This is a genomic window from Neisseria macacae ATCC 33926, assembly GCF_022749495.1.
Taxonomy (GTDB): Bacteria; Pseudomonadota; Gammaproteobacteria; order Burkholderiales; family Neisseriaceae; genus Neisseria; species Neisseria macacae.
Genome location: NZ_CP094241.1, coordinates 955,641 through 981,236, shown reverse-complemented (window position 1 = coordinate 981,236; position 25,596 = coordinate 955,641). Strand labels below are relative to the sequence as shown.

Genomic DNA, 25,596 nt, shown 5'->3' with positions numbered 1-25,596 from the left:
GGGAAATTTGGTAGGCACGATTGGATTCGAACCAACGACCCCCACCATGTCAAGGTGGTGCTCTAACCAACTGAGCTACGTGCCTGTTTAACAGGGTTCGGATTATAGACGATATTTTGACGCAATGGCAAGCATGAAAACGAGGTTTCAGACGACATTATCGGAACATTGTGATTTTTTTGAAACATTTTCAACAGTGAACATCTCGATACGAATAAGGTCGTCTGAAATATTCAAACACCGCTATTGCGATGAAAATCCTTTATAATCGCGTTTTACCTCAATCGTTTGACTGCACGGCGGCTTCACACGCCGTTTTCTACATTTATAGATACAACCTATGCTCAAATTTACCTTACATAAAAAAGACGGTCATGCCCGACGCGGCACGCTGGAACTGAACCACGGCAAAATCGAAACGCCCGTATTTATGCCGGTCGGCACTTACGGCTCGGTTAAGGCGATGAATCCGCAAAACCTGCACGATATCAAGGCACAAATTATTTTGGGCAACACTTACCATTTATGGCTGCGCCCCGGTTTAGAAGTCATCGAACAATTCGGCGGTCTGCACGAATTTATCGGCTGGAACAAACCCATCTTGACCGACTCGGGCGGTTTTCAGGTTTTCTCGCTCTCCGATATGCGCAAACTTACCGAAGAAGGTTGCACCTTCCAAAGCCCGATTAACGGAGACAGACTCTTCCTCTCGCCCGAAATCTCCATGAAAATCCAGACCGTACTCAACTCTGACATCGTGATGCAGTTGGACGAATGCACACCGGGCGAAGCGACGCACGAACAAGCGCAAAAATCCCTGCAAATGAGCCTACGCTGGGCTGAACGCAGCAAAAAAGCCTTTGAAGATTTGAAGAACCCAAATGCCCTATTCGGCATCGTGCAAGGCGCGATGTATGAAGATTTGCGCGAAGAATCGCTGCACGGCTTGGAACAATTCGACTTCCCCGGCCTTGCCATCGGCGGCCTGTCCGTCGGCGAACCCAAACCCGAAATGTACCGCATGCTGCGCGCCGTCGGACCGATGCTGCCCGAACACAAACCGCATTACCTGATGGGCGTCGGCACACCGGAAGACTTGGTGTACGGCGTGGCGCACGGCGTGGACATGTTCGACTGCGTCATGCCCACCCGCAACGCCCGCAACGGCTGGCTGTTCACCCGTTTCGGCGATTTGAAAATCAAAAACGCCAAACACAAGCTAGACAAGCGCCCGATAGACGAAAGCTGCACCTGCTACGCCTGCCAAAACTTCAGCCGCGCCTACCTGCACCACCTGCACCGCGCCGGCGAAATCTTGGGCGCGCAACTCAACACCATCCACAACCTGCATTTCTACCAAGTCATCATGGCAGAAATGCGCGAAGCCATCGAGCAAGGAAAATTTGCCGATTGGCAGGCTCAATTCCATGAAAACCGCGCCCGCGGGATAGATTGAGATTGAACCATGCTTATCGAGGTCGTCTGAAAACGTTATATTCAAGCAAACACCGTTTTCAGACGACCTTGCTGTTATAATGCAAACATTAATTTACATTATTTGAGAGTGCGATATGTTTACCCAAGCAGCCCAAGAATTGACCACCGTCCGCGATATCCTGCGTTTCGCCGTCAGCCGTTTCAACGATGCCGGTTTGTTTTTCGGGCACGGCTCGGACAACGCGCACGATGAAGCCGCCTACCTGATCCTACACACCCTCAACCTACCGCTGGACACGCTGGAGCCCTACCTCGATGCCAAGCTGCTGCAAAGCGAGAAAGAAGAAGTGTTGGCAGTACTGGAACGTCGTGCAGTCGAACACATCCCCGCAGCCTACCTCACCCATCAGGCATGGCAAGGCGATTTCGATTTTTATGTTGACGAACGCGTCATCGTACCGCGCTCGTTTATTTACGAGCTGCTCGGCGACAACCTCACCCCATGGATAGAACACCCCGAATTGGTTCACCGCGCATTGGACTTGTGTACCGGCAGCGGCTGCCTCGCCATTCAAATGGCACACCACTACCCCGCCGCTGAAATTGACGCCGTCGATTTGAGCTTGGATGCACTGGAAGTAGCCGCCATCAACATCGAAGATTATGGATTGGAAGAGCGCATCAACCTGATTCACACCGATTTGTTCGAAGGATTGGAAGACACATACGACCTGATTGTTTCCAACCCGCCTTATGTCGATGCCGAATCGGTCGACATGTTGCCCGACGAATACCTGCACGAACCCGAACTCGCCCTGGGCAGCGGCGAGGACGGTTTGGACGCCACCCGCCAAATCCTGCTGCACGCAGCCAAATACCTCAATCCCAAAGGCGTACTGCTGGTCGAAATCGGACACAACCGCGACGTATTGGAAGCCGCCTATCCCGAATTGCCGTTCACTTGGCTGGAAACCAGCGGCGGCGACGGATTCGTATTCTTGCTGACCCGCGAACAATTGCTGGGATTGGAATAATCCCTTGCTGATTTTGATACGGTCGAAAATCTTCTGCATATAGGTTTTCGGCCGTATTTTCATGATTGCGCTCGCCCCAAACCATTATAGTGGATTAAATTTAAATCAGGACAAGGCGACGAAGCCGCGGACAGTACAGATAGTACGGCAAGGCAACGCCGTCCTGGTTTAAAGTTAATCCACTATATTATTAACGTTGAACATATCCGTTTAATCTGTTTTCAGACGACCTCCCTACACACAAAATCAATATTCCAATCGGAACCATTTCTTATATTTATTGTCTGTATTTCAACAAGCATTCATAAAAATATTATATTTAACCCGCATGACCTGATGGATTATAATGACGAATAACAGCCGGAATATGCTTTATTCAAATATTATCGACTTGACAACTCAACTAAATACCTATTATTTACATCTCCGCCACATCGGAACAATCAGACAATGAACCACTTTTGGACAAACAGCCTGACCGCCTGCATCCTGCTTGGCGCGTCACTTCAAGCTTCGGCACAAACCCACTCCGTTTATTTCAATCAAAACGGCAAAATTACCGCGACAATGTCATCGGTAGCTTACGTCCGCCAATACACCGTCGAATCCGGCGTAGCGCAAGTGCAGGACTTTTACTATCCGTCCATGAAAAAATATTCCGACCCGTATGAAATACCGGCGGCGCAGATCAAAACCTTCGTTCCCGTCCTCAACAACGGTACTTTGACACTCTGGCATTTCAACGGGCAAAAGAAAATGATCGGCAGCTACCGCAACGGCAAGCCGAACGGCGAATGGACCAACTGGTACCCCAACGGTAAAAAATCGGCAGTCATGCCCTATCTGAACGGCTTGAGCGAAGGCGTCGGCTCACGCTATTACCGCAACGGCACGAAAGAAAGCGAAATCCAGTTCAAACACGACAAGGCAAACGGCTACTGGAAGCAATGGTATCCCAACGGCAGCCCGAAAACCGAAATGACCATGGTCAACGACAAACCGACCGAAATCATGAGTTGGGACGAAAACGGCCGCGCCCTTTCTGAAATTACCATTACCAACGGCAAACGCAACGGCGTTGTTCTGGAATGGTATGACGACGGAGCCAAAAAGTCCGAAACAGTTTACGCCAACGACCAAATAGTGAAAAAGACAAATTGGGACAAAGAAGGTTACGTTATTGAATAACAGAAAAGGGAAACGATATGTTTCCTTTTTTTGTTTAAAACATCACTACCCCTACCAAATCATGCCGGCCTGACAGAGGTCATCTGAAACCTGCCGTCCCTAATGTCATAGAATTTACATTTAAATATCAACCGCTCCCCTTGTTCCTTTACAGATTTCGTTTAAAATACAACCCAAACAACAACTATTCAAATTACATAAAACTATGCGCTATTACGGTACGATTACACGCTGGAATGACAACCGCCAATTTGGAGCCATCCGCGAAGAAAGCATGGGTACAGAAGTATTCGCCCCGCTTTCCGCCTTTACCACACTGACACGTCCGCCTGCCGAAGGCCAACGCGTCTCATTCGACATCGTCAAAGGCAGACGCGGACGCGACGAAGCCGAAAATATCTGCTTCTCCCTTGACTGTGTCGATGAATTCGACTTTTTCGACACCGAACCTGAGCCGTATAAAAAAACCTTTTCCAAGCTCTTGCTGATTATCCCCATCATCGCCCTGCTTGCCGCCGGCGGATGGTTTGGCTGGGATTACTGGCAGAAATACCAGCAACAGGCGCAAGCGGCAGCAGCCGCGCCGCCGAAGACGATGGTGGAAGAAGTTGCAGCCAAAATAAAAGCCGAACGCGAAGAATGGTTGGATGCGGTAAACAACCGCAAAACTCAAAAACAAACAAAACCCGACAACGGCAAAGCCGCCCGCAACAGCTCCTCCAAAGAAGAAAAATAATGGCTGCGTAACAATCAAAACCGAGCAGAACCAACTTCATGCAAAAGGTCGTCTGAAAACCCAAATCCAAGGTTTTCAGACGACCTTTCACCTTAGCCCTGTTTCAACACCCCAAATTCTTTTAAAATACCGCCTGATTTGAATTTAACCGAGAGACCGAACTTCATGAACCTACATCAAACCGTCGAACGCGAAGCCGCTGCTGCCTTTGCCGCCGCAGGCATCGCCGACAGCCCTGTTGTCTTGCAGCTGACCAAAAACGCCGAACACGGCGATTTCCAAATCAACGGCGTGATGGGTGCGGCGAAAAAAGCCAAACAAAATCCGCGCGAATTGGCGCAAAAGGTGGCCGAAGCATTGGCGGGCAACGCCGTGATTGAAAGCGCGGAAGTGGCCGGCCCGGGTTTCATCAACCTGCGCCTGCGCCCCGAATTTCTCGCCCAAAACATTCACGCGGCTTTGAACGATGCGCGTTTCGGCATAGCAAAAACCGACAAACCGCAAACCGTCGTTATCGACTATTCCTCGCCCAATCTGGCAAAAGAAATGCACGTCGGCCACCTGCGTTCCAGCATCATCGGCGACAGTATTTCGCGCGTGTTGGAATTTATGGGCAACACCGTCATCCGCCAAAACCACGTCGGCGACTGGGGTACGCAATTCGGCATGTTGGTTGCTTATTTGGTTGAGCAGCAAAAAGATAATGCCGCGTTTGAGTTGGCGGATTTGGAGCAGTTTTACCGCGCCGCCAAAGTGCGCTTTGACGAAGACCCCGCCTTTGCCGACACCGCGCGCGAATACGTTGTGAAGCTGCAAGGCGGCGATGAAACCGTGTTGGCGTTGTGGAAACAGTTTGTCGATATTTCGCTCTCGCACGCCCAAGCCGTTTACGACACGCTGGGCTTGAAACTGCGTCCTGAGGACGTGGCGGGAGAATCGAAATACAACGACGATTTGCAGCCCGTGGTCGATGATTTGGTTCAAAAAGGTCTGGCGGTCGAAGACGACGGCGCGAAAGTCGTGTTCTTGGACGAGTTCAAAAACAAAGAAGGTGAACCCGCCGCGTTTATCGTGCAAAAACAAGGCGGCGGCTTCCTTTACGCCTCCACCGATTTGGCGTGCCTGCGCTACCGCATAGGTCGTCTGAAAGCCGACCGCCTGCTCTACGTCGTCGACCACCGCCAAGCCCTGCACTTCGAACAACTTTTCACCACTTCCCGTAAAGCAGGCTATCTGCCGGAAGATGCAAAAGCTGAGTTTATCGGCTTCGGCACCATGATGGGCAAAGACGGCAAACCGTTCAAAACGCGCAGCGGCGATACCGTGAAACTGGTTGACCTGCTGACCGAAGCCGTCGAACGCGCCACTGCTTTGGTGAAAGAAAAAAATCCCGAATTGGGCGCGGACGAAGCCGCTAAAATCGGCAAAACCGTCGGCATCGGCGCGGTCAAATACGCCGATTTGAGCAAAAACCGCACCAGCGATTATGTGTTCGACTGGGACGCCATGCTCTCGTTTGAAGGCAACACCGCCCCCTACCTGCAATACGCCTACACCCGCGTGCAAAGCGTGTTGCGCAAAGCAGGCGAATGGGACGCAACCGCGCCAACCGTTTTGACCGAACCGCTGGAAAAACAGCTTGCCGCCGAGCTTCTGAAATTCGAAGACGTGCTGCAAAGCGTGGCGGACACGGCGTATCCGCACTACCTCGCCGCCTACCTCTACCAAACCGCCACCCTGTTCAGCCGCTTTTACGAAGCCTGCCCGATACTCAAAGCCGAAGGCGCAACCCGCAACAGCCGCCTGCAACTGGCGAAGCTCACCGGCGACACGCTGAAACAAGGCTTGGATTTGCTGGGCATTGATGTGTTGGATGTGATGTAAGGCATTTCCCCATAGCCAAGGTCGTCTGAAAACGGATTTTCAGACGACCTTTTTCTCTTCTTTGCCCCTTACGCTATACTGTCGGAAATATTTTCAATTCCGACAATTCTTTATGCCCGATTTCCTTCCTGTCCCGCCAGCCGAACTGTGGCAGGCGACGCTTGAACACCTCCGCCTCTCCCTGATTGCCCTACTTTGCGCAGTCGCACTTGCCGTACCGCTCGCCGTGTGGCTGGCGGACAAACGGCGTTGGGCGGAAGGTGTTTTGCAAGTGACCAATATCCTGCAAACCATTCCGTCCCTCGCGCTGCTCGGCTTGCTGATTCCCTTTGTCGGCATCGGTTCGCCGCCGGTTTTGATCGCGCTGACGCTCTATGCCCTGTTGCCGATTTTTCAAAACACCTATCTTGGTTTGAGCCAAATCGATCCCGCCATCAAAGAAGCGCACACCGCGTTCGGCTTGTCCCGTTGGCAGGCGTTGTGGCGCATTGAATTGCCGATGGCGCTGCCCGCCATGATTTCCGGCATCCGCACCGCGTCCGTATTGATTATCGGCACGGCGACACTCGCCGCGCTTATCGGCGCAGGCGGCTTGGGCAACCTTATTTTGCTCGGCATCGACCGCAACAACATGGCGATGACGTTTACCGGCGCGCTGCTGTCCGCCCTGCTCGCCGTACTGGTCAGCGGCGGCATCGGCATACTGCAAAAGTCAAAACACAAACTGCCGATTACCTCCGCCCTGCTTGCCATCCTTATCGCCATCGGTTTGGCACCGATTTTTCAAACGAACCCATCCGCACAAAAAATCACCATCGCAGGCAAGCTCGGCAGCGAACCCGACATCCTCATCAATATGTACAAACAGTTGATTGAGGAAAACAATCCGCGCGCGCAAGTGATGCTTAAACCCAATTTCGGCAAAACCTCATTCCTGTTCAACGCCTTAAACAGCGGCGAAATCGACATCTACCCCGAATTTACCGGCACCGTCCTTGAAAGTCTGGTCAAAGTCCCCGCCGAACAGCAAAACCGCCTCCTTTCTCCCGAACAGACCTACCAAACCGCCAAAGATCTGCTTGCCCGACAACACCGGCTGACTTTTCTGCCGCCGATGGCATACCAAAACACCTACGCCCTCGCCGTCAGTCAAGACTACGCCGCCGCGCACAACCTGCACAAAATATCCGACCTCAAGCGCGTGCAAAACCAAATCCGCGCCGGTTTTACCCTCGAATTTACCAACCGCGCCGACGGCTACAAAGGTCTGCAACAACACGGCATACAGTTTAGCCACCTCTCGACGCTCGAACCCGCCCTGCGCTACACCGCCCTCCTAAACGGCAAAATCGACCTCGTCGAAGCTTATTCCACCGACAGCGACCTCAAACAATACCGCCTTGCCGTCCTTTCAGACGACATCGCCCTTTTCCCTTCCTACCAAGGCGCACCGCTGATGAAAACCGAGTTTGCCGAACAGCATCCCGACGTCGTGAATGCATTGAACAAACTGGCAGGCAAAATCAGCGAAGCCGAAATGACCGAAATGAACTACCGCGTGAAAGTAGGTGGAGAAAAACCGGCGGACGTAGCGCGGGATTATTTACAAAAAAACGGTTTAATAAACGATAAGGGCAAATGATTCAGGTCGTCTGAAAAACGGTTTTCATTTTGTTGAAACAGATTTTCAGACGACCCCTCAAGTTGCAACAAGCCATCGATTAGACTATAGTGGGTCCTCGATCAATATAAACATCAAGGAAATGAATCATGAGCGGCAAATTAGACCAAATCAGCGGTAATGTAAAAGAAAAAGCCGGAGAACTGTTAAACGACTCCAAACTCCAAGCAGAAGGCGTGATCCAACAAGGCATTGGCAAAGTCAAAGAAGTTGCCGCCGACATTGAGGAAAAAGCAAGCGACGTATTGAAAAAAGGCAAAGAAGAAGCAGGACATCTGGTTGACGAGGCAAAGGAAAAAGCCGAGAACCTGATTGACGACATCAAAAGCAAGTTCTAATCCGTCATTGTCTTAAACTATGCCCAAAGGCCGTTTGAAACACGATTTCAGACGGCCTTTATTTCAGGCAGCGCAGCCACCCTAAAATCGCCTGCTCCCCATCTAATCAAGCTTTCAGACGACCCTGCCGGATAAGTTGGATAGATGAATCCAATGTTTTAACGGCCTTGTCGAATCCCGACTCAAGATACGCATCGCTCAACCCTCAACAGGAGAAGCACCATGCCTTCCGCCAAGCTCATCCAAAAGCTCAAACCCGCCTTACAAAACCCGCTTCCGCCCGAACAAGACGGTATCTTGTTGTGCCTCGATTCCGACAACGTCACGGGCGACAACGCCAAATACATGAAAATGTACAACCGCCTCGCCCGTTGGTACGATTTCGGCGAACGCTGGATAGCCCGCCTCAAATACGGCAACAGCATCAACGAAATGCGGCGTAGCCTGATGGATGAACTGGAATGGCGGCAGGACTGCACCGCGCTCTACGTCTCCATCGGCACAGGTACCGACTTAAACTACCTGCCCGCCAACATCGACCCCTCCACGCTGGACTTGACCGGCGCCGACCTGTCGCTCGGCATGTTGGAACGCTGCCGCAACGTATGGCGGAAAAAAGCGGCGGGCTTGGACTTGGTACACTGCAACGCCGAAGATTTACCCTTTGCCGACAATATGTTCGACGTCGTATTCCATGTGGGCGGCATCAATTTTTTCAGCGACAAGCAAAAAGCCATCAACGAAATGCTGCGCGTTGCCAAGCCCGGCACCAAAATCATGATCGCAGACGAAACCACCGACTTCATCCAACAACAATACAAAAAAAGCCTATTTACGCGTAACTACTTCCAAGACTCCGATTTCGACCTGACACAAATCGAAAACTGCATTCCCGAAACCGTACAGGAAAAGAAAACGCGGCTGCTGTGGAGCAACCGCTTTTACTGCATTACCTTCCGCAAACCTGCCTAAAACAGCCGCTGCGTTTGCTTTTTCAGACGACCTCGAAATCTGAAAAGGCTACCTGAAAAATAAAAGGGGCTGACGTAGATTAGCCCTAAATTCCACACTAATCCCAAAGGATTTTAAGCTGTTGGGACGGTGTGCCGAAGTTAAACCGAAATTCGCATTTTAATTTTATAGGCAACTGTCAAGTGCCACAGAAAGCTGATATAGAAAATGGCTTAAATTTGTATAATATTAAATAAAATAAGAATGTAAGGAGGTATTTTTATGTCGACAATTAAAATTGAAAACCTCAGTTTCTCATATCATGGATATGTAAAACCTATATTTGAAAATGTATCGTTTTCCTTTGAGACAAACTGGAAAATAGGGTTGATAGGAAGAAATGGAATTGGCAAATCAACGCTATTTAAGTTACTTTTAAATGAAGAAACTTATCAAGGTAAAATAATTAAGGATGTTGAATTTATTAAATTTCCACCAAATATAACTGATACTTCAAAATCAGGGATTGAGTTATATAAAGAACTCATACCAGATGGGGAAGAATGGAAATTATTTAGAGAACTTAGTTTGCTCAATGTAGATGAGAACCTTGTTTATAGAGAATTTGAAACGCTTTCTAAAGGAGAACAAACAAAAATCCTTTTAGCTATTTTGTTTACAAGAGAAGATGGTTTTTTACTTATTGATGAACCAACAAACCATTTGGATATGCACGGCAGAAAAATTGTAAGTGAATATCTGAAAAGTAAAAAAGGTTTCTTGCTTATATCTCATGATAGAGATTTTTTAGACGGCTGCATCAATCATGTTATTTCTATTAACAGGAATTCTATTGATGTTCAATCAGGAAATTTTACATCATGGTATGAAAACAAATTGATGAAAGACCAATTTGAAATCAGTAAAAACGAGAAATTAAGAAAAGATATTAAACGATTAAAAGAAGCTGCAAGACAATGTCAAATTTGGTCTGATAAAATTGAAAATACTAAAAATGGTGTGAAAATATCAGGTGTAAAACCAGACAAAGGATATATAGGTCATAAGTCAGCCAAGATGATGAAAAGATCTAAGAATTTGGAGAATAGACAAAATAAGGCAATAGAAGAAAAACAGAATTTACTAAAAGATATTGAAACAAAGGAAAATCTATTATTGCATCCGTTACATCATCGCAAAAATCCTCTAATATCGGTTAGTGATTTATCATCATACTATGGAGAAAAACAGATATTAAGTAACGTGAGCTTTGAAATAAAACAAGGCGATATAGTAGCTATATATGGTAGTAATGGAAGTGGAAAATCGACCTTGATTAAAATTTTATTAGGTCTAAATCATGAGTATACAGGTGAGATAAAATTAGCAAGTAATTTGAAAATATCGTATATTCCTCAAGATACATCTGATTTAACAGGTAGCCTAAATGAGTATATTCATAAGCAAGATGTTGATGAAACATTGTGTAAAACAATTCTTAGAAAATTAGATTTTTCAAGAGAATTATTTGAAATGGATATGAAGAATTATAGTGATGGACAAAAAAAGAAAGTCTTAATTGCCGTCAGTTTGTCAAAGCCGGCTCATTTATTTGTTTGGGACGAACCATTAAATTATATAGATGTAATATCCAGAATACAGATTGAGGAAATCATAAGAGAAGCAAAGCCTACACTTATATTTGTGGAACACGATAAGCGATTTGTAGAAAATATAATCAATAAAATCATACAATTATAAATAAAATAAACAATTAAAGTTTAGAAAAAGACTAACACAGAAACAGTAAATCAAAAAAAGGTTTACTGTTTTTTCTTTGCCAAAAAACTGAAAGAAAGGAAAACATAGATGAAAAAATTTTAATGGCAGAAGAAGAAATCAAGCAGTTACAAAATCAAAAGCCATCAACGAAATGCTGCGTGTTGCCAAGCCCTGCACCAAAATCATGATTGCAGACGAAACCACCGACTTCATCCAGCAACAATACAAAAAAAGCCTGTTCACGCGGAATTACTTCCAAGACACCGATTTCGACCTGACACAAATCGAAAACTGCATTCCCGAAACCGTGCAGGAAGAGAAAACGCGGCTGCTGTGGAGCAACCGCTTTTACTGCATTACCTTCCGCAAACCTGCTTAAAACAGCCGCTGCGATTGCTTTTTCAGACGGCCTCGAAATCTGAAAAGGTCGTCTGAAAACCGAATTTACAAACTCAAATATCAGCATATCCATACCCAAGACGGCTCATGCTGAAACCCAATATCTCAGGCAAATTTAACGTCTTTACCAGTTCTCAACCCAAGCTGCATTTACCGATTTGAATCGGCTATACTACCGCCTTTCCTTAACACACACATTGTCATGAGTACCCGAAAATTTCCCGTCCCTCTAAGCTATTTCAGCATGCCCTTGGGGCTTTTCGCGCTCGGTTTGTCTTGGCGTTACGGCGCGCATATCGGGCTTTTGCCGCATTGGGCTGCGGAAACGCTTTTAGCCGCCGCATTTATGCTTTGGCTGCTGCTGGTTATTGCCTACGTCATCAAAATCCGTTTTTTCCGCCCCGAATTTTTGCAGGATTTGCAGGATTTGGTGCAATGCTGCTTCATCAGCGCGATTCCGATTACCACGATGCTGGCAGGTTTGGCAGCCTTACCCTATCAAACGCCACTGGCAAAAGGGTTGATTTTGCTGGGAACGGCGGGGCAGTTGGCATTTGCCATGTACCGCGCAGGCGGCTTGTGGCGCGGCGTTCATACCCTTGATGCCACCACGCCGATTGTTTACCTGCCCACCGTTGCCACCAATTTTGTCAGCGCGACCGCAATGGCGGTATTGGGTTGGTCGGATTACGCCTGGCTGTTTTTGGGCGCGGGTCTGTTCTCATGGCTTAGCTTGGAAGCCGCCATATTGAGCCGTTTGCGTACCGGCACACCCGTCAACGCCCCTGTGCGCGGTATTGTCGGCATTCAGCTTGCGCCCGCTTTTGTCGGCTGCGGCGCCTATTTTGCTGCATCAGGCGGACACATCGATACCTTCGCGCTGCTTTTAATCGGCTACGGCTGCCTGCAATTCCTGCTACTGCTGCGCCTTCTGCCTTGGATGCTGGAACAAGGTTTCAGCCCCAGCTTTTGGGGTTTCTCGTTCGGTTTGGCGGCAATGACAGGCTGCGGTTTCCATTTGATCGCCGAACAGCGTTTACTGTTTTTAGGCTATTTCCTCGCTACCGCAGGCTCCGGTTTGGTGATGTTGCTATTGTTGGCGACTTTGAATTTGGCGAGACAAGGGCGCTTGTTGGTGAAATGAAAAATCGTGCGGCTTAAAGGCGTGATAAAACGAACATGGTCTCAGGTCGTCTGAAAACTATATTTGGAAATTCAAACCGATGAAGATAAACCCTGAAAACGGCAGCATCATCCTGCCAGACGGCAACATTATTGGCGCACGCACCACGCTTGATGACTGGATTGCATCCTTCCCAAAATCCAGCCCGAATCATCTGCAAGCGGGAATAACCTTTTTCAGTTTGTCATTTACCAAACAGTCCGAACAATACACCCTTACCGCCCAGTTCGAGCAGCAGCGGCTGGAGCGCTTATCCATATTCTTCTGCCCGATAGGCGAGGACAATAGCTGGGCAGCATGGTCGGAGGAGCGCGAATTGCAACGTAGAAAACAGTTTGATCGATGGCTGGATAAACAACTGGGCGACGCCCCTTGCGCCATTGAAACATCGGCATCTGGCAAATGCCGTCAATTCGCCTGGGGCAATGCGGGCGCGTATTACCACAATAAAGACGGCAGTACGATGATTGTCATCAGTTATCGCTGAACGCCTTACAAAGGACACCCCATGCACTACCGATCGCTAACCGCCGCGCTGGAACAATACAGCGGCAGCCTGACCCACCATCCCACCTCACCCAACAGCCTTGCCCTGCATATCGACCGTCAAACGCAAGGTCGTCTGAAACTCCACACACCCGACGGTATCAGCCTCAGCCTGACTTACAACGATGAACCCGTGTTCTGGTCATTCTTCAGCCACGATTTATACGACGTTTACCTCATCCGCAGCTACGCCGAAAGCTGGCAGACATACCAGCCCGTCGGGCACATCGGCAGCCGCGTAAACGAACACATCGCCCGCCAACCCGCCGCAAAGCAAGGCCTGTTGTAGAACAAATATTTCATCAAACAACTCGCCGCCCACAACACAGAGCTGCTCGGCATCGGCGAATGGCATCTCGACTACCGACCCGCCCAAAGCCTGCCGCCGCGATGGGGTGAATACCGGCACGACACCGCCGTAGGGCAGCCTGAAACCGACAAAAACTACGCCCAATGGCTGTTTTCAGGCAGCCGTTTCGACGCGCTGGACAACGATTTCTACACCCAAGCCGAACGCTTCATCGCCCTGAAAACCCACCACGCCGAAGACGGTCGTCTGAAATATTGGCACAAACGCGCACGGCAAAACCAACTGCCGCCCGTCTTGATGTACGAACTCACCACCCTGTCTAACCACTGGCTGATTTTAGACGGACACCTGCGCCTCGCCGCCGCACTCGCCGAAGGGCAACTGCCACCCCTAATCGTCATCCAAGCCACCACCGCCCGACCCGACCCGCGCACCGCCGCCGAACACGAAACCGCAAAAACCGCCGCCCTGTCGCAATACGAAAAAATCGCCTGACAAACCGACCACAATCCCCAAGCCTTAAACGCCGTCAGCCAACACATCGTCCAAGCTTTCGATACCCGCCCCTACCTGCTGCACACCACCCACGCCGCCGCCGACATCGCCCCGAAAACCTGGCTGCAACAATTGCAAACCTACGCCGCACAACACGGTTTCGCCGAAGAATTTGAACGCGTTTGGACAACGGAATCATGGCCGATGAAACGGGTTGCTGCTTTTCAGGTCGTCTGAAAAGGTCAGGTTGTTTTAAACTTTTCAGACGACCTCAACAGGTAAACCCTTCCCACCCTGACCCACACCAATAATTTCCACCTAATTTTCCCCACATACAATCCCCACAAACGGCGCAGACCGCTTCATATTCCCATCCGTAAGGACCACTACCATGAAAAACATTAAATTTACCTTAGCCATATTTTTCGGCGGCATATTCGCTTTATGGCTGCTTGCTACATCATTTCCAGATCAGTGGGGCGTATTTCCCGTACGCAACCTATTGCTGCAACCAACCGGCACCATCAGCATACTGGCCATGAGTGGCTGCCTGATACTTGCCGTGCGCCCCAAAATACTGGAGACCCCGCTCGGCGGGCTGGACAAAATGTACCGCCTGCACAAATGGCTCGGCATCATTGCCCTTTCAGGCAGCATCCTGCATTGGACCTGCAAACAATTCCCCAAATGGCTGGTAAAGCTCGGTCTGTTTGACGGCAAAAAGCCGCCACGCCCGCCGATGCAGGAAATATTGACATTAAAAGATTGGCTGGCTACCCAACGCCACTTTGCCGAAGAAGTTGGCGAAATCGCTTTTTATGTTGCCCTCGTCCTGCTTGTCGCCGCCCTCATCAAGCGCATACCCTACCGCTGGTTTGCCAAACTCCACATACTTATCGTCCCCGTTTATCTCGCGCTCGTGTGGCACACCATCGTACTGGCAAATTTTTCCTATTGGTCGCAACCGCTGGGCTGGCTGCTCATCGCCGCCATGCTTGCAGGCATCGCCTGCTCGCTGATTGCCCTATTCAAACGCATCGGCAAACCGCAAAACGCTACCGTATCCGCCCTAAATCAAAACGGCAATCTGCTCTCCCTGACCCTGAACGCCCCGAAATGGCAGGGACACCGCGCAGGACAATTCCTCTTTTTACGCGCACATGGAGAAAGCCACCCCTTTACCATCGCCTCCGACTGGCAGCCTGATAACCAACAGCTCACACTCGTTATCAAAGACTTGGGCGACTACACCCGCCGCCTGCCGCAGCGCCTGAACATCGGCGACACCGTGCAAATCGACGGCGCATACGGACGTTTCGATTTTTCCGATGGACAAGCGCAAATCTGGGTCAGCAACGGTATCGGTTTTACCCCTTTTCTCGCACGACTCAACGAACTGGCCAAACAGCCCGCCACCCAGCCGATAGACTGGTTTCATGCCGATAGAAACCTGCCTGCCGAAACGCTCGCCCACTGGCAAAATTTAGCGCAGCAAGCCAATGTCAATTTCCACTATATCCCCTCCGAAACCCAAAGGCTCTCCGCCGAACATATCGGGCAGACTGTCCGCGACAGTGCAAACCGCAGCCTATGGCTTTGTGGCAACCGCAATTTCACTCGCAGCATCTCAGGCAGCCTAAAAACGCGGTCGCAACATTTGGAGTTGTTTGAATTCCGCTAAACGGTCGTAGATGCAAGGCAGCTTGAAAGCACAACCTTAACTGAGTCCAAACAAAAGCAGTCCGCACCTTCAAAATGAAGTTGCGGACTGCTTTTTTACTTTTCAGACGACCTTTACAGCCAATCTGACGGTGACTTAGACAATTTCGCCTCCCAAACAAGTAGGCTGGGTTGATAAACCCAACGTTTTAGAAAAATTAAACGGTTTTGTTGGATCTCGACGCAATTTACGCCTGTTGCACCCCGCCGCTTGCTGTAACCGCATGATATTCCTAAAATCCCCATTTCCCTCACTTTAAGGAAACACCCATGAAATCCAAACTATCCGCGCTTGCCGCTACCGCCCTTCTGGCCGCCTGTTCTGCCGTTCCGCATCATAACGAGCAGGCGAAAGCCCTGCTGGACGAAGGCATCGCCCTGTATCAAAAACAGGATTACCAACACGCCAAACCCTACTTTGAGCAGGCGCAACAGGCGGGGCATATGAAGGCGCCGCGTTATCTGGGCTTGATGTATCTGAACGGCGAAGGCGTCGCCAAAAATGCACAAACCGCTTTCGCCTACTTCACGCAGGCTGCCGCAGCGGGCGACATCACGGGGCAATACTGGCTGGGCTATTGCTACGAAAACGGTATCGGCACGGCAAAAGACATGACCCAGGCCGTGCGCTGGTATCAGAAATCCGCCGCACGTGGCGACCATGTTTCCCAGCCTGCTATTGACGCGCTGAACCGCTTGGGCGTGAAAGCAAATTAACTGTTTCCCTCAACCTTTTAGGGAGTAATCTCATGAAAAAAACCGCCACCGTCATCGCCGCCGGCCTGCTGCTGGCAGCCTGCACCGCCACGCAAAACACCGCTGAAAACAGCCCCGCCGCCCAAAGCACACAAAATCCCGCTTGGGACAAACAGTATGGCGGAGCGGACAAAGCCTACGACAGCCGCCTGCTCGCCCTGCGCGAGCAAATCGCCCCGCGTTTTGAAGTGCTGACCTTCAAAGACCCGCAAACGGGTAAAGAAATGCAGTACAACCTCTACACGCCGAAAAACCTCGAACCCGGCCGCAAATACCCGCTGGTGATGTTCATCGCTGATGCCAGCACCGCAGGCAAAGGCGTGAAAGCCCCGCTGATGCAGGGCTACGGCGGCATTATTTGGGCTACCGACGAAGCGCAGGCGAAACACCCCGCGTTCGTCCTCGTGCCGTCCTACACCGAAACGGCGGTAAACGACCAATGGCAAACCACGGACGAAGTCGGCATGACCCTGCGCCTTGTCAGAAGCCTGATGGCTGAAAAACCGATTGACCCCGACCGTGTTTACACCACAGGCCAATCCATGGGCGGCATGATTTCCTTTTATCTCAACAGCATCGAGCCGAATCTTTTTGCCGCTTCCATGTTCGTCGGCAGCCAATGGGACATCAACGTGTTGAAACCGTTGGCGCAGGCGAAATTCATCTATACCGTTTCCGCCGGAGACCCTAAGGCATCGGCAGGCATGGCGCAAGTCGGCGAAATGCTGCAACAAAACAAAGTCGCCTACGCCGAAACCGAGTTTTCCGCCAAACTGCCGCAGTCCGAACAAGACGCGAAAGTCCGACAAATGCTCGCCCAAGGCAGACGCATCAACTTTATCCGCTTCACGCCGAATACGGTGATTCCCGCAAACACCACCCACAAAGGCGCGGAGCATATGTATTCGTTTGATTACGCCTACCTGATCGAACCCGCCCGTGATTGGCTGATGCAGCAGAAACGGGGTAAATAAGTCCTGTGATTCGAAGGTCGTCTGAAAAATCTTCATATCGGTTTTCAGACGACCTGCCAAAGTTTTTGGAACGCGAGCCGCGCCGTTTTGTCGAAGTTGCAAAGGATATTTATGATGCAGCCTGAACATACTCCCTTAATCGAATTCAAAAACGTCAGCAAACGCTACGACAACCACACCGCTGTGAACGAACTGAATCTGACCATTTATCAAGGCGAGTTTTTCGTGTTGGTGGGCGGTTCGGGCAGCGGCAAATCGACCACGCTGCGCATGATTAACGCTCTGACCGAGCCGACCGACGGCGATGTTTATTTCAACGGTAGGCGTATCAAAGATTACGACATCCGCGGGCTGCGCCACCGCATCGGTTACGTGCTGCAACAAATCGCCCTGTTCCCCACCATGACCGTGCGGCAGAATATCGAGCTGATGCCCGACATTTTGGGCTGGGACAAACCGAAGCGTACATCGCGCGTGAACGAACTGCTCGAGCTGGTCGGTATGCCGCCCGAAACCTACCTAAACCGCTATCCGCACGAACTCTCAGGCGGCGAACAGCAGCGCATCGGCATCCTGCGCGCCATCGCCACCAAACCCGACATCTTGTTGATGGACGAACCCTTTTCCGCCCTCGACCCGCTCGCCCGCGCCTCCCTTCAGGAAACCGTTTCCCTGATTCACAAAAAACTCGGTACCACCATCGTTTTCGTTACCCACGACATGAACGAAGCCGCCAAACTCGCCTGTCGCATCGGCGTGATGCAACAAGGCAGGCTGGTGCAGGTCGATACGCCGCAGGATATTCAAAACCATCCGGCGGATGATTATGTGCGCTCCCTGTTCGGCGTGGCACAGCCGGAAAACACCGCCTCCGCCGACGAAGTCATCAACCTTTACCGCCGTTTGGACGCAGACGGCAAAGCGCGGGTAAGGGAACACTGGGCAAAAGAAGAAAACAAAAAAGATTAGAAAAAGGGTCGTCTGAAAACGTCAAAATGGTTTGAGGCAGCTTACGATATTTGTTTGAACGCTGCCGAAGCGTCGTTTTCAGACGACCTTTTCCCAATCCGTATCCTGATATTGTTATAATCCGAGCTGTCCGGACAACCACCGATTTATATTCATATGAACACCTTCATCCTCCACGACACACGCCCTTATCCGCAGACTCCGGTTAAAAACCATTTACTGATAAACGCCTCCCTGCTCGCACACGGCACGACCGCCGCAACCCGCAAGATTGCTGTGGGGCAGTTGCAAACCGAAATCCGCAACCAGCTTCATCAAAACTACTACGTCAACTTGTCCGTTGCCATGACCATGGCGCCCGATGTAGAGACTTACAACGCGCTGATGCAGAGCATCAACCAAGTGTTATCCGCCGAAAACGAAGACGAAGCCCAATGGTTTGCCCTGCCCGTCGTCATCGTCGCCGGCTGCAAACAGGAGCGATCGCTGCCCCTGACGCTGCCTACCGAGGCACTGACCGCCTGCCTGTCCAACTATCCCCACTTGCGCGCCTTAACGCAAAACACCCAATGGCTGCCCTTCCTCGCCCATTCAGACGACCTAAGCGGCATCACGCCCGAACAGTGGTGGAACGCGAAACAAAACAGCGAATCCGCCGCCGTATTCCTGCAAACCTTTGAAGACAAACCGCTGATCTGCCCCGAAGGACAGTCCGTCCACGTCGTTTACGCGCTGGGCTACGGCGATAAAAACCTGCAAACCGCCTTGGGTGTCAACCTGCAACAGGCAGGCCTGCCGCTGATGCAAGTTTGGCAGGAAAGCCTTACCGCCGCCGGCGTTACCCTCTTCACCAATCCGCTGTCCCCGAACACCCCGCTCCAAGCCCTGACCGACGGCAGCCACACCCGTCAGCGCATGGCGATGGACGTGTTCGCCACCAACGCCATCCGTGCCATCCGTATGCAGAGTCCGCGCGTCGGCGTCGTCATCGCCGCAAGGGCGGGCGGGCAGATTCTGTTCGGTTTCAACGCGACCGACAGCGCGTTTGAAGTCGTCCCGCAAGTGTTCGTGTGGAACCTTTCGTCTTCCGACAACATCGCCGTCATCCAACACAACTTCCTCGACCTGATGGCGGAATGCCGCGTCGAGCATATCCGCATCCTGCACGACGTTTTGCCGGAAAATGCCGACCTGCCGACCTACGCGCAATCCCTGTCCCTGGACGGACACAACCCATTCTTCTCCGAACACGCCTAAACCGCCTATGAAAAACCATTCCGTACTCTTCGTCTGCCTCGGCAACATCTGCCGCTCACCCATGGCAGAATACGTCCTGCGCCACCGCGCCCGCGAAGCAGGCGTAGCCCACCGCGTCCGCACCGACAGCGCAGGCACATCCGGCTGGCACGATGGCGAAAACATGCACCAAGGCACGCGCAAAACCCTCGCCACCCACGGCATCGACCATCAAGGTTTTACCAGCAGCAAAGTGCGTTCCGAAGATTTCGATAAATTCGACTTCATCATCGCCATGGACGACAACAACCTTGCCGAACTGGAAAAAATGTTCGGCAAACACCCTGACAAAATCTTCAAACTCACCGACCTCATCCCCGAAAGCGGCTACCGCCACGTCCCCGACCCGTGGTACACCGGCGACTTTGACGAAACCTTCAGGCTTGTGGACGCAGGCAGCACCGCGCTGCTGAAAAAGCTGGGTTTGGTTTGAATCGCTTTGCAGTGTTTAAAGTTGAACGCAACGCAATAAAAAAGGTCGTCTGAAACCTAAAATTTGGGTTTCAGACGACCTTTTGTTCTATCTTTATCTATGCCGGATTATGAGGGCTGTCCGATTTTCCTGACCTTTTTAGCATGCAAACACGCAATAATCACCAAACAGGAGACAATGAAATATATACCCGAAACAAACATAAACAGCATAGACATCAAGCCTTGCCCCATATCACCGCAGCAAAGCGGCGTCGAATTGCTCCAATACAAAAACAGATAGGTGCCATTAAGAATCGATGTCGCCAAAAGAGTGGTAAGAATATATCTCTTGAAATAAAGATAAGGCAGGCATAGGAAAAATTGCACCAACAAACCAAACCCGGCCATCTCAAGCGCCTCCTTCGGTTCATTCGCCCCTAAATCAAAATATTGCGCCCAAGCATAAGACCATAAGGTCATAACGATGACAATCACAACAGCCGCGCTCAACAAAGAAAAAACCCGCTGTTGCTTGTTTTGAAATTGAAAAAACACGATACGTCCAAACCTCCTCAGAGCGGCACTTTCAAGCCCATTGACATCATAGTGGATTAACTTTAAATCAGGACAAGGCGACGAAGCCGCAGACAGTACAGATAGTACGGAACCAATTCACTTGGTGCTTCAGCACCTTAGAGAATCGTTCTCTTTGAGCTAAGGCGAGTCAACGCCGTACTGGTTTAAAGTTAATCCACTATAAGGGTTCGATTTTTATTCAAAACCCTTATTCAGTCAACATGACGCCACTGATTTCAACCCGCCTTTTCAGACGACCTCTCGGTCTTTTGCACAACAACACCATCAAATCGCACTCGCCAACCCCATGCGCCTTGGTTTCCTATACAATATCGCGCAATACAAACCTACCCTACCACCATGTCCAAAAAAATCCTTATCATCACCCCGAGCTGGATTGGCGACTGCGTCATGACCCAGCCGCTTTACCGCCGCCTGCACGAACTCCATCCCGGCTGCACCATAGACGCATTCGCGCCCAAATGGTCGATGGCGGTGTTCGATCGTATGCCCGAAATCAGCCGCGTTATTGAAAACCCGTTCGGACACGGCGCGTTGGAACTGAAAAAACGCTGGCGCATCGGGCGCGAACTGGGCAAACAAGGTTACGACCAAGTCATCGTCCTGCCCGGTTCGCTCAAATCCGCCCTCATCGCCTTCGCCACTGGCATCAAGCAGCGCACCGGCTACGTCGGCGAATCGCGCTATCTGCTACTCAATGACATCCGCAAACTCGACAAAGCCGCCCTGCCCCTGATGGTCGACCGCTACACCGCCCTCGCCCACCCGACGCAGGCAGACTTCAACGGACATTCCGATAACCCGCGTTTCACCATTTCCCCCGAAAGCCGCGCCGCCGCGCTTGCCAAATACGGCTTGGACACGGACAAACCCGTTCTCGCCTTCTGTCCGGGCGCGGAATACGGCCCCGCCAAACGCTGGCCCGCACGCCATTTCGCCGAACTTGGTCGCCGCTATCTGGCGCAAGGCTGGCAGGTTTGGCTGTTCGGCTCGCAAAAAGATTTCGACATCGCCGAAGAAATCAACCGACTTTCAGACGACCTCTGTACCAACCTTTGCGGCAAAACCAACCTTTCCGAAGCGATTGACCTGCTTTCCTGCGCCGACACCGTCGTCTGCAACGACAGCGGCCTGATGCACCTCGCCGCCGCCCTCGACCGCAAACTCGTCGCCGCTTACGGCTCGTCCAGCCCCGACCACACCCCGCCCTTGAGCCAAAAAGCCAAAATCGTCAGCCTGCACCTCGAATGCTCGCCCTGCTTCAAACGCGAATGCCCGTTGGGACACACCGACTGCCTGAACAAACTCACGCCGGACATGGTTCAAAAAGCGGCGGAGGAATTAGCGCAAACGGAATCCGAATAAGCCATCAACCGAAAAATTCTAAATCCGCAACAAAATCATACGACAAAAGGTCGTCTGAAACCTTATTCCGGTTTTCAGACGACCTTTCAGATGCTCAAAATCTGGGTATTTAATCTTGCAACGCGGCGGCGATTTCGTTGCGCAGTTTGTTTAAAAACCTGCCGTGGCGCACCCATTGGGCGGCGGTTTCATGGTCTTTCCCGGCAAAGGCCGTCCGCAAATCTTGATATAGCTTGTCTTGTTCGCAGCTGATTTCTTGGTCTAACGCGCGCAGGGCTTCGTTGTTTTGCGCCATTTGCGCATCCATCAGCGCTTCGCGCCATTCCATTTGCTGCATGAGAAATTCAGGAGCGAAAGAGGTATGCTCCGGCGCGTCGGCGTCTATGCCCAACGTTTTCAGCAGATACGCCGCGCGGTCGATGGGATTTCTCAAGGTACGGTAGGCATCGTTGATGGTGGAAGACATCATCACTGCCTGCTTTTGCTCGAAGGCGGAGGCTGAAGCGAATTTGTCAGGATGGAAACGTGCAGCCAAGGCGCGGTAGGTTTGCTCCAAGTTTTCGGCGTCGATATCGAAAGCAGGTTCAAGCTGGAAGAGTGTGAAATATTGAGACATGGCAGGATAATTAATGTGAAATTTTCGGCAGAAACCTGATTTTGCCTTATAATCCGCTGATTCTTAACCAAAAGGACTGAATATGAGCAGTAAAGTGCAACACAATAAAGGCAAAATACGCGACAATGCCTTAAAAGCCTTAGTGAAATCCGATTTGTTCCGACACAAGGTGGAACGGAAAAGAAAAGGCAAAGGCAGCTACAACAGACAGGAAGCGAAAAAATGGCGGGACGGTTTTGATACTGTCCCGCCGTTTTTATGTCTTAAACGTGGAAGCTCTCGCCGCAGCCGCAAGAGTCTTTGACATTCGGGTTTTCAAATTTGAAACCTTCCTGCAAACCTTCTTTGGTGTAATCGACTTGCGTGCCGTCCAGATAAACCAAGCTTTTCGGGTCGATATAAACGCGCGCGCCGTGTTCTTCAAAAATCAGGTCGTCCTCGTTCGCTTCATCGACAAATTCAAGGTTGTATGCCATGCCCGAGCAGCCGCTGGTTTTCACACCCAAGCGCACGCCCAAGCCTTTGCCGCGTTTGGTCAGGTAGCTGTTGATGTATTTGGCTGCGTTTTCTGTGATGGTAATCAAAATATTTGTCCTTTTTATATAGATTGAAAATACTTGTTTTCAGGTCGTCTGAAACTTGAGTTAACTTTTTGGCAACCTGCGGCGCCGCTGACGATACAGCAACACAGCCCAAATCAGCCAAACACCCAGCCAAACGGGGAAGAGTGCTAACAGACTGAGCCAGCCATAAATACTGCCTGTCCAATCACGGTTAAGCGGCGTACGGAATGCAGAATCCAACCAGGTCCGAGAGGCTAAATATACCCGTGCAGTTTCGCCCCGTATCTCAGGACGCAAAGACAAGATTTCCACTTCGATATGGTTTAACCCAATCGGCGTATCCGCGCAGTCCAAACAGCGGATATCTATCCGCCGCCGCGCATGTGCTGCGCTTTTGCTTGTGCTTTGTGGCGTATAGACTTGATAAGTAATGTCGTCAGGCGAGGATTCCACACTTGCCGCATGCAGTTTCGCCTGCCCGGATTCACGCTCAATCGTGATAAGGGGCGGTTGACTGTTTTGGAGCGCAACATAGGATAATTTTACCCGTGCACCTTCTTTTAAAACAATGCTTTGTGCAGGAGGATAGTAATTCACCACCGCAAGTAAAGCATATCCGACCAGCAGTATCAAACTATATGCGTAAAACAGTATTTTCGCGATACCGCATTTACCCATTTATCTAACCTTGTTCAATTTTCCGTTGCCTGTCGCTGCTGCGCCCAAGCAACAGCAGCCTGCATGGCTGCACGCGCCTGCGGACTGTTTTTCCAACAGGTCGAGCCGGTCAATTTTGCGCCCTGTTCCAAAACATCGTCCAAATCCGCTGCCGCCAGCGTGGCAACATCATCCAAACCCATTTGCTGCAAACGCTGCAATACGGTTTTACCTATGCCTTTGACGGCAAGCAGGGATTGGGCTTCTTCATCGGTAAAAGGCATTTCGTCTCCTTCGATTTTGCAGGCATATCGACTAAATATAAGCCTACAGCTTATCGCCCTCTCCCTAACCCTCTCCCGCGGGGAGAGGGGATAGATTGGTAGGCAGTCCCAAATTTGGCGGCAACTTCAAAAGGATTAAGTTTCTGTATCCTTACCCTCTTCTTTACAAGAAAAGGCATGCCGTTTCTTTTGATTTTGCAGGCGTATCGATAAATATAAGCCTATGGCTTATCGCCCTCTCCCTAACCCTCTCCCGCGGGGAGAGGGGATAGATTGGCAGGCAGTCCCAAATTTGGCGGCAACTTCCAAACGATTAAGTTTCTGTGTCCTTGTCTTCCCTCCTCTGAGGGAGAAGGAAACAAACCGTCGGGTTTGCTTTTCCTGAAAACCCTAAGATTTTCAGGGGTCCTATGAACGTCTGCCGACAAAGCGCCCGCTGAATCAGGTTATTTGTTTTCCTGACGTTTGCGGTAGTCGGCAACGGCTGCCTTTACCGCATCTTCCGCCAGAATGGAGCAGTGGATTTTCACCGGCGGCAATTCCAATTCTTCGGCGATTTCGCTGTTTTTGATTGCCAGCGCGTCATCCAGACTTTTACCTTTGACCCACTCGGTAATCAGGCTGGACGAAGCGATGGCCGAGCCGCAGCCGTAGGTTTTGAATTTGGCGTCTTCGATGATGCCTTCGTCATTCACTTTGATTTGCAGGCGCATGACGTCGCCGCAGGCGGGGGCGCCGACCATGCCGGTGCCGACGGAATCGTCGCCCTTGTCGAAAGTACCGACGTTGCGGGGATTTTCATAGTGGTCGATTACTTTATCGCTGTATGCCATGATGTGGTTTCCTTAATGTTTTTTGATAGTTTAAGTGGTTTGTTTGCTGGTTTTCAGACGGCCTGAAGTTTAGATTTTGCACGCGCCGCCTTCGCAGCCGTCGTCGTTGTCCGAATCGACGCCGCCTTCTACGGTAACGCCGTCAAAATCTTCAAGCAGGTTGTCGAGATTATCGAGGTCGAGTTCTTGTTCGTTCATAGGTTGCATCCTTGATTTGAAGGTTGTGGCTTTTAGGCCGTCTGAAAAGGTCTTTATGGTTTTCAGACGACCTTTTTTGTTTGTAATCTTTGGCTGGCTGAGCTGGATTGCAAAATCCAACGTTCCATCAGTTGTAACGGATTTTTTAGGCTTTCAACTGACATACGTTTGCTGTTTGTTTTAAGGTCGTAAACTTGGACGGTCAAATTCCAAGCAACATTCCTCATGGCAAAAAGGACATTTTGCGTATTTTTTACAGCCACCACTCCCTTTAGGTACTGGTTTAGGGAAGCTATTTCCACTTTTTGGGTATGTTGCACCACATTTCTTGCAAACAATATCGTTACCTTGGCAATTACATTTTTCATATCTACTCATAATACTTTCCTTC

At 50.6% G+C, this 25,596-nt stretch carries 31 protein-coding genes, 1 tRNA gene and 1 pseudogene; 22 read left to right on the top strand and 11 right to left on the bottom strand.

Annotated elements, in window-relative coordinates; all coding sequences use genetic code 11:
• Positions 1-8: 8 nt before the first annotated feature.
• Positions 9-85, bottom strand: a tRNA-Val gene (locus MON40_RS04725).
• A 255-nt stretch (positions 86-340) separates the two neighbouring features.
• Here MON40_RS04725 and tgt point away from each other — a divergent pair.
• From tgt to MON40_RS04680, 8 genes are all read left to right on the top strand, one after another.
• Positions 341-1,456, top strand: a complete 1,116-nt coding sequence (gene tgt, locus MON40_RS04720; RefSeq protein WP_003779222.1) for a tRNA guanosine(34) transglycosylase Tgt — start codon at positions 341-343, stop codon at positions 1,454-1,456.
• 115 nt (positions 1,457-1,571) lie between these two features.
• On the top strand, positions 1,572-2,471 hold the full coding sequence (gene prmB / locus MON40_RS04715) for a 50S ribosomal protein L3 N(5)-glutamine methyltransferase (protein WP_003779221.1): 900 nt from the start codon (positions 1,572-1,574) through the stop codon (positions 2,469-2,471).
• Between the two features lie 450 nt (positions 2,472-2,921).
• On the top strand, positions 2,922-3,659 hold the full coding sequence (locus MON40_RS04705) for a toxin-antitoxin system YwqK family antitoxin (protein ID WP_003757777.1): 738 nt from the start codon (positions 2,922-2,924) through the stop codon (positions 3,657-3,659).
• A 205-nt stretch (positions 3,660-3,864) separates the two neighbouring features.
• Entirely contained in the window at positions 3,865-4,395 is a 531-nt protein-coding gene (locus MON40_RS04700; RefSeq protein ID WP_003779218.1) for a cold-shock protein, read from the top strand.
• A gap of 165 nt (positions 4,396-4,560) precedes the next feature.
• Entirely contained in the window at positions 4,561-6,279 is a 1,719-nt protein-coding gene (gene argS, locus MON40_RS04695; protein ID WP_003779214.1) for an arginine--tRNA ligase, read from the top strand.
• Between the two features lie 112 nt (positions 6,280-6,391).
• A complete protein-coding gene (locus MON40_RS04690; RefSeq protein WP_003779211.1) occupies positions 6,392-7,921 on the top strand; it encodes an ABC transporter permease/substrate-binding protein in 1,530 nt (509 codons plus the stop codon).
• Positions 7,922-8,049: 128 nt separating this feature from the next.
• A complete protein-coding gene (locus MON40_RS04685) occupies positions 8,050-8,298 on the top strand; it encodes a CsbD family protein (protein ID WP_003763541.1) in 249 nt (82 codons plus the stop codon).
• Between the two features lie 222 nt (positions 8,299-8,520).
• A complete protein-coding gene (locus MON40_RS04680) occupies positions 8,521-9,270 on the top strand; it encodes a class I SAM-dependent methyltransferase (protein WP_003779209.1) in 750 nt (249 codons plus the stop codon).
• Positions 9,271-9,367: 97 nt separating this feature from the next.
• Here the strand turns inward: MON40_RS04680 and MON40_RS04675 are convergent.
• Positions 9,368-9,442 (bottom strand): annotated as a pseudogene (locus MON40_RS04675) (IS1595 family transposase); the annotation flags it as partial.
• An 89-nt stretch (positions 9,443-9,531) separates the two neighbouring features.
• Between MON40_RS04675 and MON40_RS04670 the strand changes: the two are divergent.
• From MON40_RS04670 to MON40_RS04650, 5 genes are all read left to right on the top strand, one after another.
• Positions 9,532-11,010, top strand: a complete 1,479-nt coding sequence (locus tag MON40_RS04670; RefSeq protein ID WP_019271079.1) for an Lsa family ABC-F type ribosomal protection protein — start codon at positions 9,532-9,534, stop codon at positions 11,008-11,010.
• 172 nt (positions 11,011-11,182) lie between these two features.
• Entirely contained in the window at positions 11,183-11,410 is a 228-nt protein-coding gene (locus tag MON40_RS04665; protein ID WP_003779206.1) for a hypothetical protein, read from the top strand.
• A 222-nt stretch (positions 11,411-11,632) separates the two neighbouring features.
• The gene (tehA, locus tag MON40_RS04660; RefSeq protein ID WP_039863133.1) at positions 11,633-12,574 is read left to right on the top strand and encodes a dicarboxylate transporter/tellurite-resistance protein TehA; all 942 of its coding nucleotides are present in this window, start codon (positions 11,633-11,635) and stop codon (positions 12,572-12,574) included.
• 79 nt (positions 12,575-12,653) lie between these two features.
• On the top strand, positions 12,654-13,100 hold the full coding sequence (locus MON40_RS04655; protein ID WP_003779204.1) for a hypothetical protein: 447 nt from the start codon (positions 12,654-12,656) through the stop codon (positions 13,098-13,100).
• Between the two features lie 21 nt (positions 13,101-13,121).
• Positions 13,122-13,448, top strand: coding sequence for a hypothetical protein (locus MON40_RS04650; protein ID WP_003779203.1), 327 nt, complete (start codon positions 13,122-13,124; stop codon positions 13,446-13,448).
• A 174-nt stretch (positions 13,449-13,622) separates the two neighbouring features.
• Here the strand turns inward: MON40_RS04650 and MON40_RS13360 are convergent, their stop codons facing one another.
• Positions 13,623-13,745, bottom strand: coding sequence for a hypothetical protein (locus MON40_RS13360; protein ID WP_278250525.1), 123 nt, complete (start codon positions 13,743-13,745; stop codon positions 13,623-13,625).
• Between the two features lie 21 nt (positions 13,746-13,766).
• On the opposite strand from MON40_RS13360, the gene MON40_RS04645 reads away from it, so the two are divergent.
• The 7 genes from MON40_RS04645 (at position 13,767) to MON40_RS04615 (ending at position 20,111) form a co-directional block, all read left to right on the top strand.
• On the top strand, positions 13,767-13,964 hold the full coding sequence (locus MON40_RS04645) for a hypothetical protein (RefSeq protein WP_003779202.1): 198 nt from the start codon (positions 13,767-13,769) through the stop codon (positions 13,962-13,964).
• A 391-nt stretch (positions 13,965-14,355) separates the two neighbouring features.
• On the top strand, positions 14,356-15,645 hold the full coding sequence (locus MON40_RS04640) for a ferredoxin reductase family protein (protein ID WP_003779201.1): 1,290 nt from the start codon (positions 14,356-14,358) through the stop codon (positions 15,643-15,645).
• Between the two features lie 308 nt (positions 15,646-15,953).
• Positions 15,954-16,400: a tetratricopeptide repeat protein gene (locus MON40_RS04635; protein WP_003779200.1), complete on the top strand. Its 447-nt coding sequence runs from the start codon at positions 15,954-15,956 to the stop codon at positions 16,398-16,400.
• 32 nt (positions 16,401-16,432) lie between these two features.
• The gene (locus tag MON40_RS04630) at positions 16,433-17,413 is read left to right on the top strand and encodes a carboxylesterase family protein (protein ID WP_003779198.1); all 981 of its coding nucleotides are present in this window, start codon (positions 16,433-16,435) and stop codon (positions 17,411-17,413) included.
• A 111-nt stretch (positions 17,414-17,524) separates the two neighbouring features.
• Positions 17,525-18,382, top strand: a complete 858-nt coding sequence (locus MON40_RS04625) for an ABC transporter ATP-binding protein (protein ID WP_003779197.1) — start codon at positions 17,525-17,527, stop codon at positions 18,380-18,382.
• A gap of 156 nt (positions 18,383-18,538) precedes the next feature.
• Positions 18,539-19,639 carry a hypothetical protein gene (locus tag MON40_RS04620; protein WP_003779196.1) on the top strand — a complete coding sequence of 367 codons (1,101 nt, stop codon included), beginning with the start codon at positions 18,539-18,541 and terminating at the stop codon, positions 19,637-19,639.
• A gap of 7 nt (positions 19,640-19,646) precedes the next feature.
• The gene (locus MON40_RS04615; protein ID WP_003779194.1) at positions 19,647-20,111 is read left to right on the top strand and encodes a low molecular weight protein-tyrosine-phosphatase; all 465 of its coding nucleotides are present in this window, start codon (positions 19,647-19,649) and stop codon (positions 20,109-20,111) included.
• Positions 20,112-20,218: 107 nt separating this feature from the next.
• Here the strand turns inward: MON40_RS04615 and MON40_RS04610 are convergent, their stop codons facing one another.
• On the bottom strand, positions 20,219-20,647 hold the full coding sequence (locus MON40_RS04610) for a hypothetical protein (RefSeq protein ID WP_003779193.1): 429 nt from the start codon (positions 20,645-20,647) through the stop codon (positions 20,219-20,221).
• A 381-nt stretch (positions 20,648-21,028) separates the two neighbouring features.
• Between MON40_RS04610 and waaF the strand changes: the two genes are divergently transcribed.
• Positions 21,029-22,054: a lipopolysaccharide heptosyltransferase II gene (gene waaF, locus MON40_RS04605; protein WP_003779190.1), complete on the top strand. Its 1,026-nt coding sequence runs from the start codon at positions 21,029-21,031 to the stop codon at positions 22,052-22,054.
• Between the two features lie 109 nt (positions 22,055-22,163).
• Here the strand turns inward: waaF and hscB are convergent, their stop codons facing one another.
• Entirely contained in the window at positions 22,164-22,670 is a 507-nt protein-coding gene (gene hscB / locus MON40_RS04600; RefSeq protein WP_003779189.1) for a Fe-S protein assembly co-chaperone HscB, read from the bottom strand.
• Between the two features lie 82 nt (positions 22,671-22,752).
• Here hscB and MON40_RS04595 point away from each other — a divergent pair, with 82 nt between their 5' ends.
• Positions 22,753-22,974 (top strand): alternative ribosome-rescue factor A, encoded by a 222-nt coding sequence (locus MON40_RS04595; protein ID WP_003746467.1) that lies wholly within the window; start codon positions 22,753-22,755, stop codon positions 22,972-22,974.
• Here the strand turns inward: MON40_RS04595 and iscA are convergent.
• The 6 genes from iscA to MON40_RS04570 form a co-directional block, all read right to left on the bottom strand.
• Positions 22,934-23,254, bottom strand: a complete 321-nt coding sequence (iscA, locus tag MON40_RS04590) for an iron-sulfur cluster assembly protein IscA (RefSeq protein ID WP_003779187.1) — start codon at positions 23,252-23,254, stop codon at positions 22,934-22,936. The two genes, MON40_RS04595 and iscA, sit on opposite strands and share 41 nt — an antisense overlap.
• A 60-nt stretch (positions 23,255-23,314) precedes the next feature.
• Entirely contained in the window at positions 23,315-23,911 is a 597-nt protein-coding gene (locus tag MON40_RS04585) for a hypothetical protein (protein WP_003779185.1), read from the bottom strand.
• Between the two features lie 14 nt (positions 23,912-23,925).
• Complete coding sequence (locus tag MON40_RS04580; RefSeq protein WP_003779183.1) at positions 23,926-24,174, bottom strand: recombinase RecA; 249 nt, start codon at positions 24,172-24,174, stop codon at positions 23,926-23,928.
• 446 nt (positions 24,175-24,620) lie between these two features.
• Entirely contained in the window at positions 24,621-25,007 is a 387-nt protein-coding gene (iscU, locus tag MON40_RS04575; RefSeq protein ID WP_003779182.1) for a Fe-S cluster assembly scaffold IscU, read from the bottom strand.
• 69 nt (positions 25,008-25,076) lie between these two features.
• The gene (locus MON40_RS13355; RefSeq protein WP_278250524.1) at positions 25,077-25,205 is read right to left on the bottom strand and encodes a hypothetical protein; all 129 of its coding nucleotides are present in this window, start codon (positions 25,203-25,205) and stop codon (positions 25,077-25,079) included.
• 62 nt (positions 25,206-25,267) lie between these two features.
• A complete protein-coding gene (locus MON40_RS04570) occupies positions 25,268-25,573 on the bottom strand; it encodes a hypothetical protein (RefSeq protein ID WP_003779175.1) in 306 nt (101 codons plus the stop codon).
• Positions 25,574-25,596 lie beyond the last annotated feature (23 nt).

Bases quoted from the DNA above. Each gene is read 5' to 3' on its own strand.
- tgt (WP_003779222.1), top strand. From the start codon at position 341: ATGCTCAAATTTACCTTACATAAAAAAGACGGTCATGCCCGACGCGGC.
- prmB (WP_003779221.1), top strand. From the start codon at position 1,572: ATGTTTACCCAAGCAGCCCAAGAATTGACCACCGTCCGCGATATCCTG.
- MON40_RS04705 (WP_003757777.1), top strand. From the start codon at position 2,922: ATGAACCACTTTTGGACAAACAGCCTGACCGCCTGCATCCTGCTTGGC.
- MON40_RS04700 (WP_003779218.1), top strand. From the start codon at position 3,865: ATGCGCTATTACGGTACGATTACACGCTGGAATGACAACCGCCAATTT.
- argS (WP_003779214.1), top strand. From the start codon at position 4,561: ATGAACCTACATCAAACCGTCGAACGCGAAGCCGCTGCTGCCTTTGCC.
- MON40_RS04690 (WP_003779211.1), top strand. From the start codon at position 6,392: ATGCCCGATTTCCTTCCTGTCCCGCCAGCCGAACTGTGGCAGGCGACG.
- MON40_RS04685 (WP_003763541.1), top strand. From the start codon at position 8,050: ATGAGCGGCAAATTAGACCAAATCAGCGGTAATGTAAAAGAAAAAGCC.
- MON40_RS04680 (WP_003779209.1), top strand. From the start codon at position 8,521: ATGCCTTCCGCCAAGCTCATCCAAAAGCTCAAACCCGCCTTACAAAAC.
- MON40_RS04670 (WP_019271079.1), top strand. From the start codon at position 9,532: ATGTCGACAATTAAAATTGAAAACCTCAGTTTCTCATATCATGGATAT.
- MON40_RS04665 (WP_003779206.1), top strand. From the start codon at position 11,183: ATGCTGCGTGTTGCCAAGCCCTGCACCAAAATCATGATTGCAGACGAA.
- tehA (WP_039863133.1), top strand. From the start codon at position 11,633: ATGAGTACCCGAAAATTTCCCGTCCCTCTAAGCTATTTCAGCATGCCC.
- MON40_RS04655 (WP_003779204.1), top strand. From the start codon at position 12,654: ATGAAGATAAACCCTGAAAACGGCAGCATCATCCTGCCAGACGGCAAC.
- MON40_RS04650 (WP_003779203.1), top strand. From the start codon at position 13,122: ATGCACTACCGATCGCTAACCGCCGCGCTGGAACAATACAGCGGCAGC.
- MON40_RS04645 (WP_003779202.1), top strand. From the start codon at position 13,767: ATGTACGAACTCACCACCCTGTCTAACCACTGGCTGATTTTAGACGGA.
- MON40_RS04640 (WP_003779201.1), top strand. From the start codon at position 14,356: ATGAAAAACATTAAATTTACCTTAGCCATATTTTTCGGCGGCATATTC.
- MON40_RS04635 (WP_003779200.1), top strand. From the start codon at position 15,954: ATGAAATCCAAACTATCCGCGCTTGCCGCTACCGCCCTTCTGGCCGCC.
- MON40_RS04630 (WP_003779198.1), top strand. From the start codon at position 16,433: ATGAAAAAAACCGCCACCGTCATCGCCGCCGGCCTGCTGCTGGCAGCC.
- MON40_RS04625 (WP_003779197.1), top strand. From the start codon at position 17,525: ATGATGCAGCCTGAACATACTCCCTTAATCGAATTCAAAAACGTCAGC.
- MON40_RS04620 (WP_003779196.1), top strand. From the start codon at position 18,539: ATGAACACCTTCATCCTCCACGACACACGCCCTTATCCGCAGACTCCG.
- MON40_RS04615 (WP_003779194.1), top strand. From the start codon at position 19,647: ATGAAAAACCATTCCGTACTCTTCGTCTGCCTCGGCAACATCTGCCGC.
- waaF (WP_003779190.1), top strand. From the start codon at position 21,029: ATGTCCAAAAAAATCCTTATCATCACCCCGAGCTGGATTGGCGACTGC.
- hscB (WP_003779189.1), bottom strand. From the start codon at position 22,670: ATGTCTCAATATTTCACACTCTTCCAGCTTGAACCTGCTTTCGATATC.
- MON40_RS04595 (WP_003746467.1), top strand. From the start codon at position 22,753: ATGAGCAGTAAAGTGCAACACAATAAAGGCAAAATACGCGACAATGCC.
- MON40_RS04585 (WP_003779185.1), bottom strand. From the start codon at position 23,911: ATGGGTAAATGCGGTATCGCGAAAATACTGTTTTACGCATATAGTTTG.
- MON40_RS04580 (WP_003779183.1), bottom strand. From the start codon at position 24,174: ATGCCTTTTACCGATGAAGAAGCCCAATCCCTGCTTGCCGTCAAAGGC.
- iscU (WP_003779182.1), bottom strand. From the start codon at position 25,007: ATGGCATACAGCGATAAAGTAATCGACCACTATGAAAATCCCCGCAAC.
- MON40_RS13355 (WP_278250524.1), bottom strand. From the start codon at position 25,205: ATGAACGAACAAGAACTCGACCTCGATAATCTCGACAACCTGCTTGAA.
- MON40_RS04570 (WP_003779175.1), bottom strand. From the start codon at position 25,573: ATGAAAAATGTAATTGCCAAGGTAACGATATTGTTTGCAAGAAATGTG.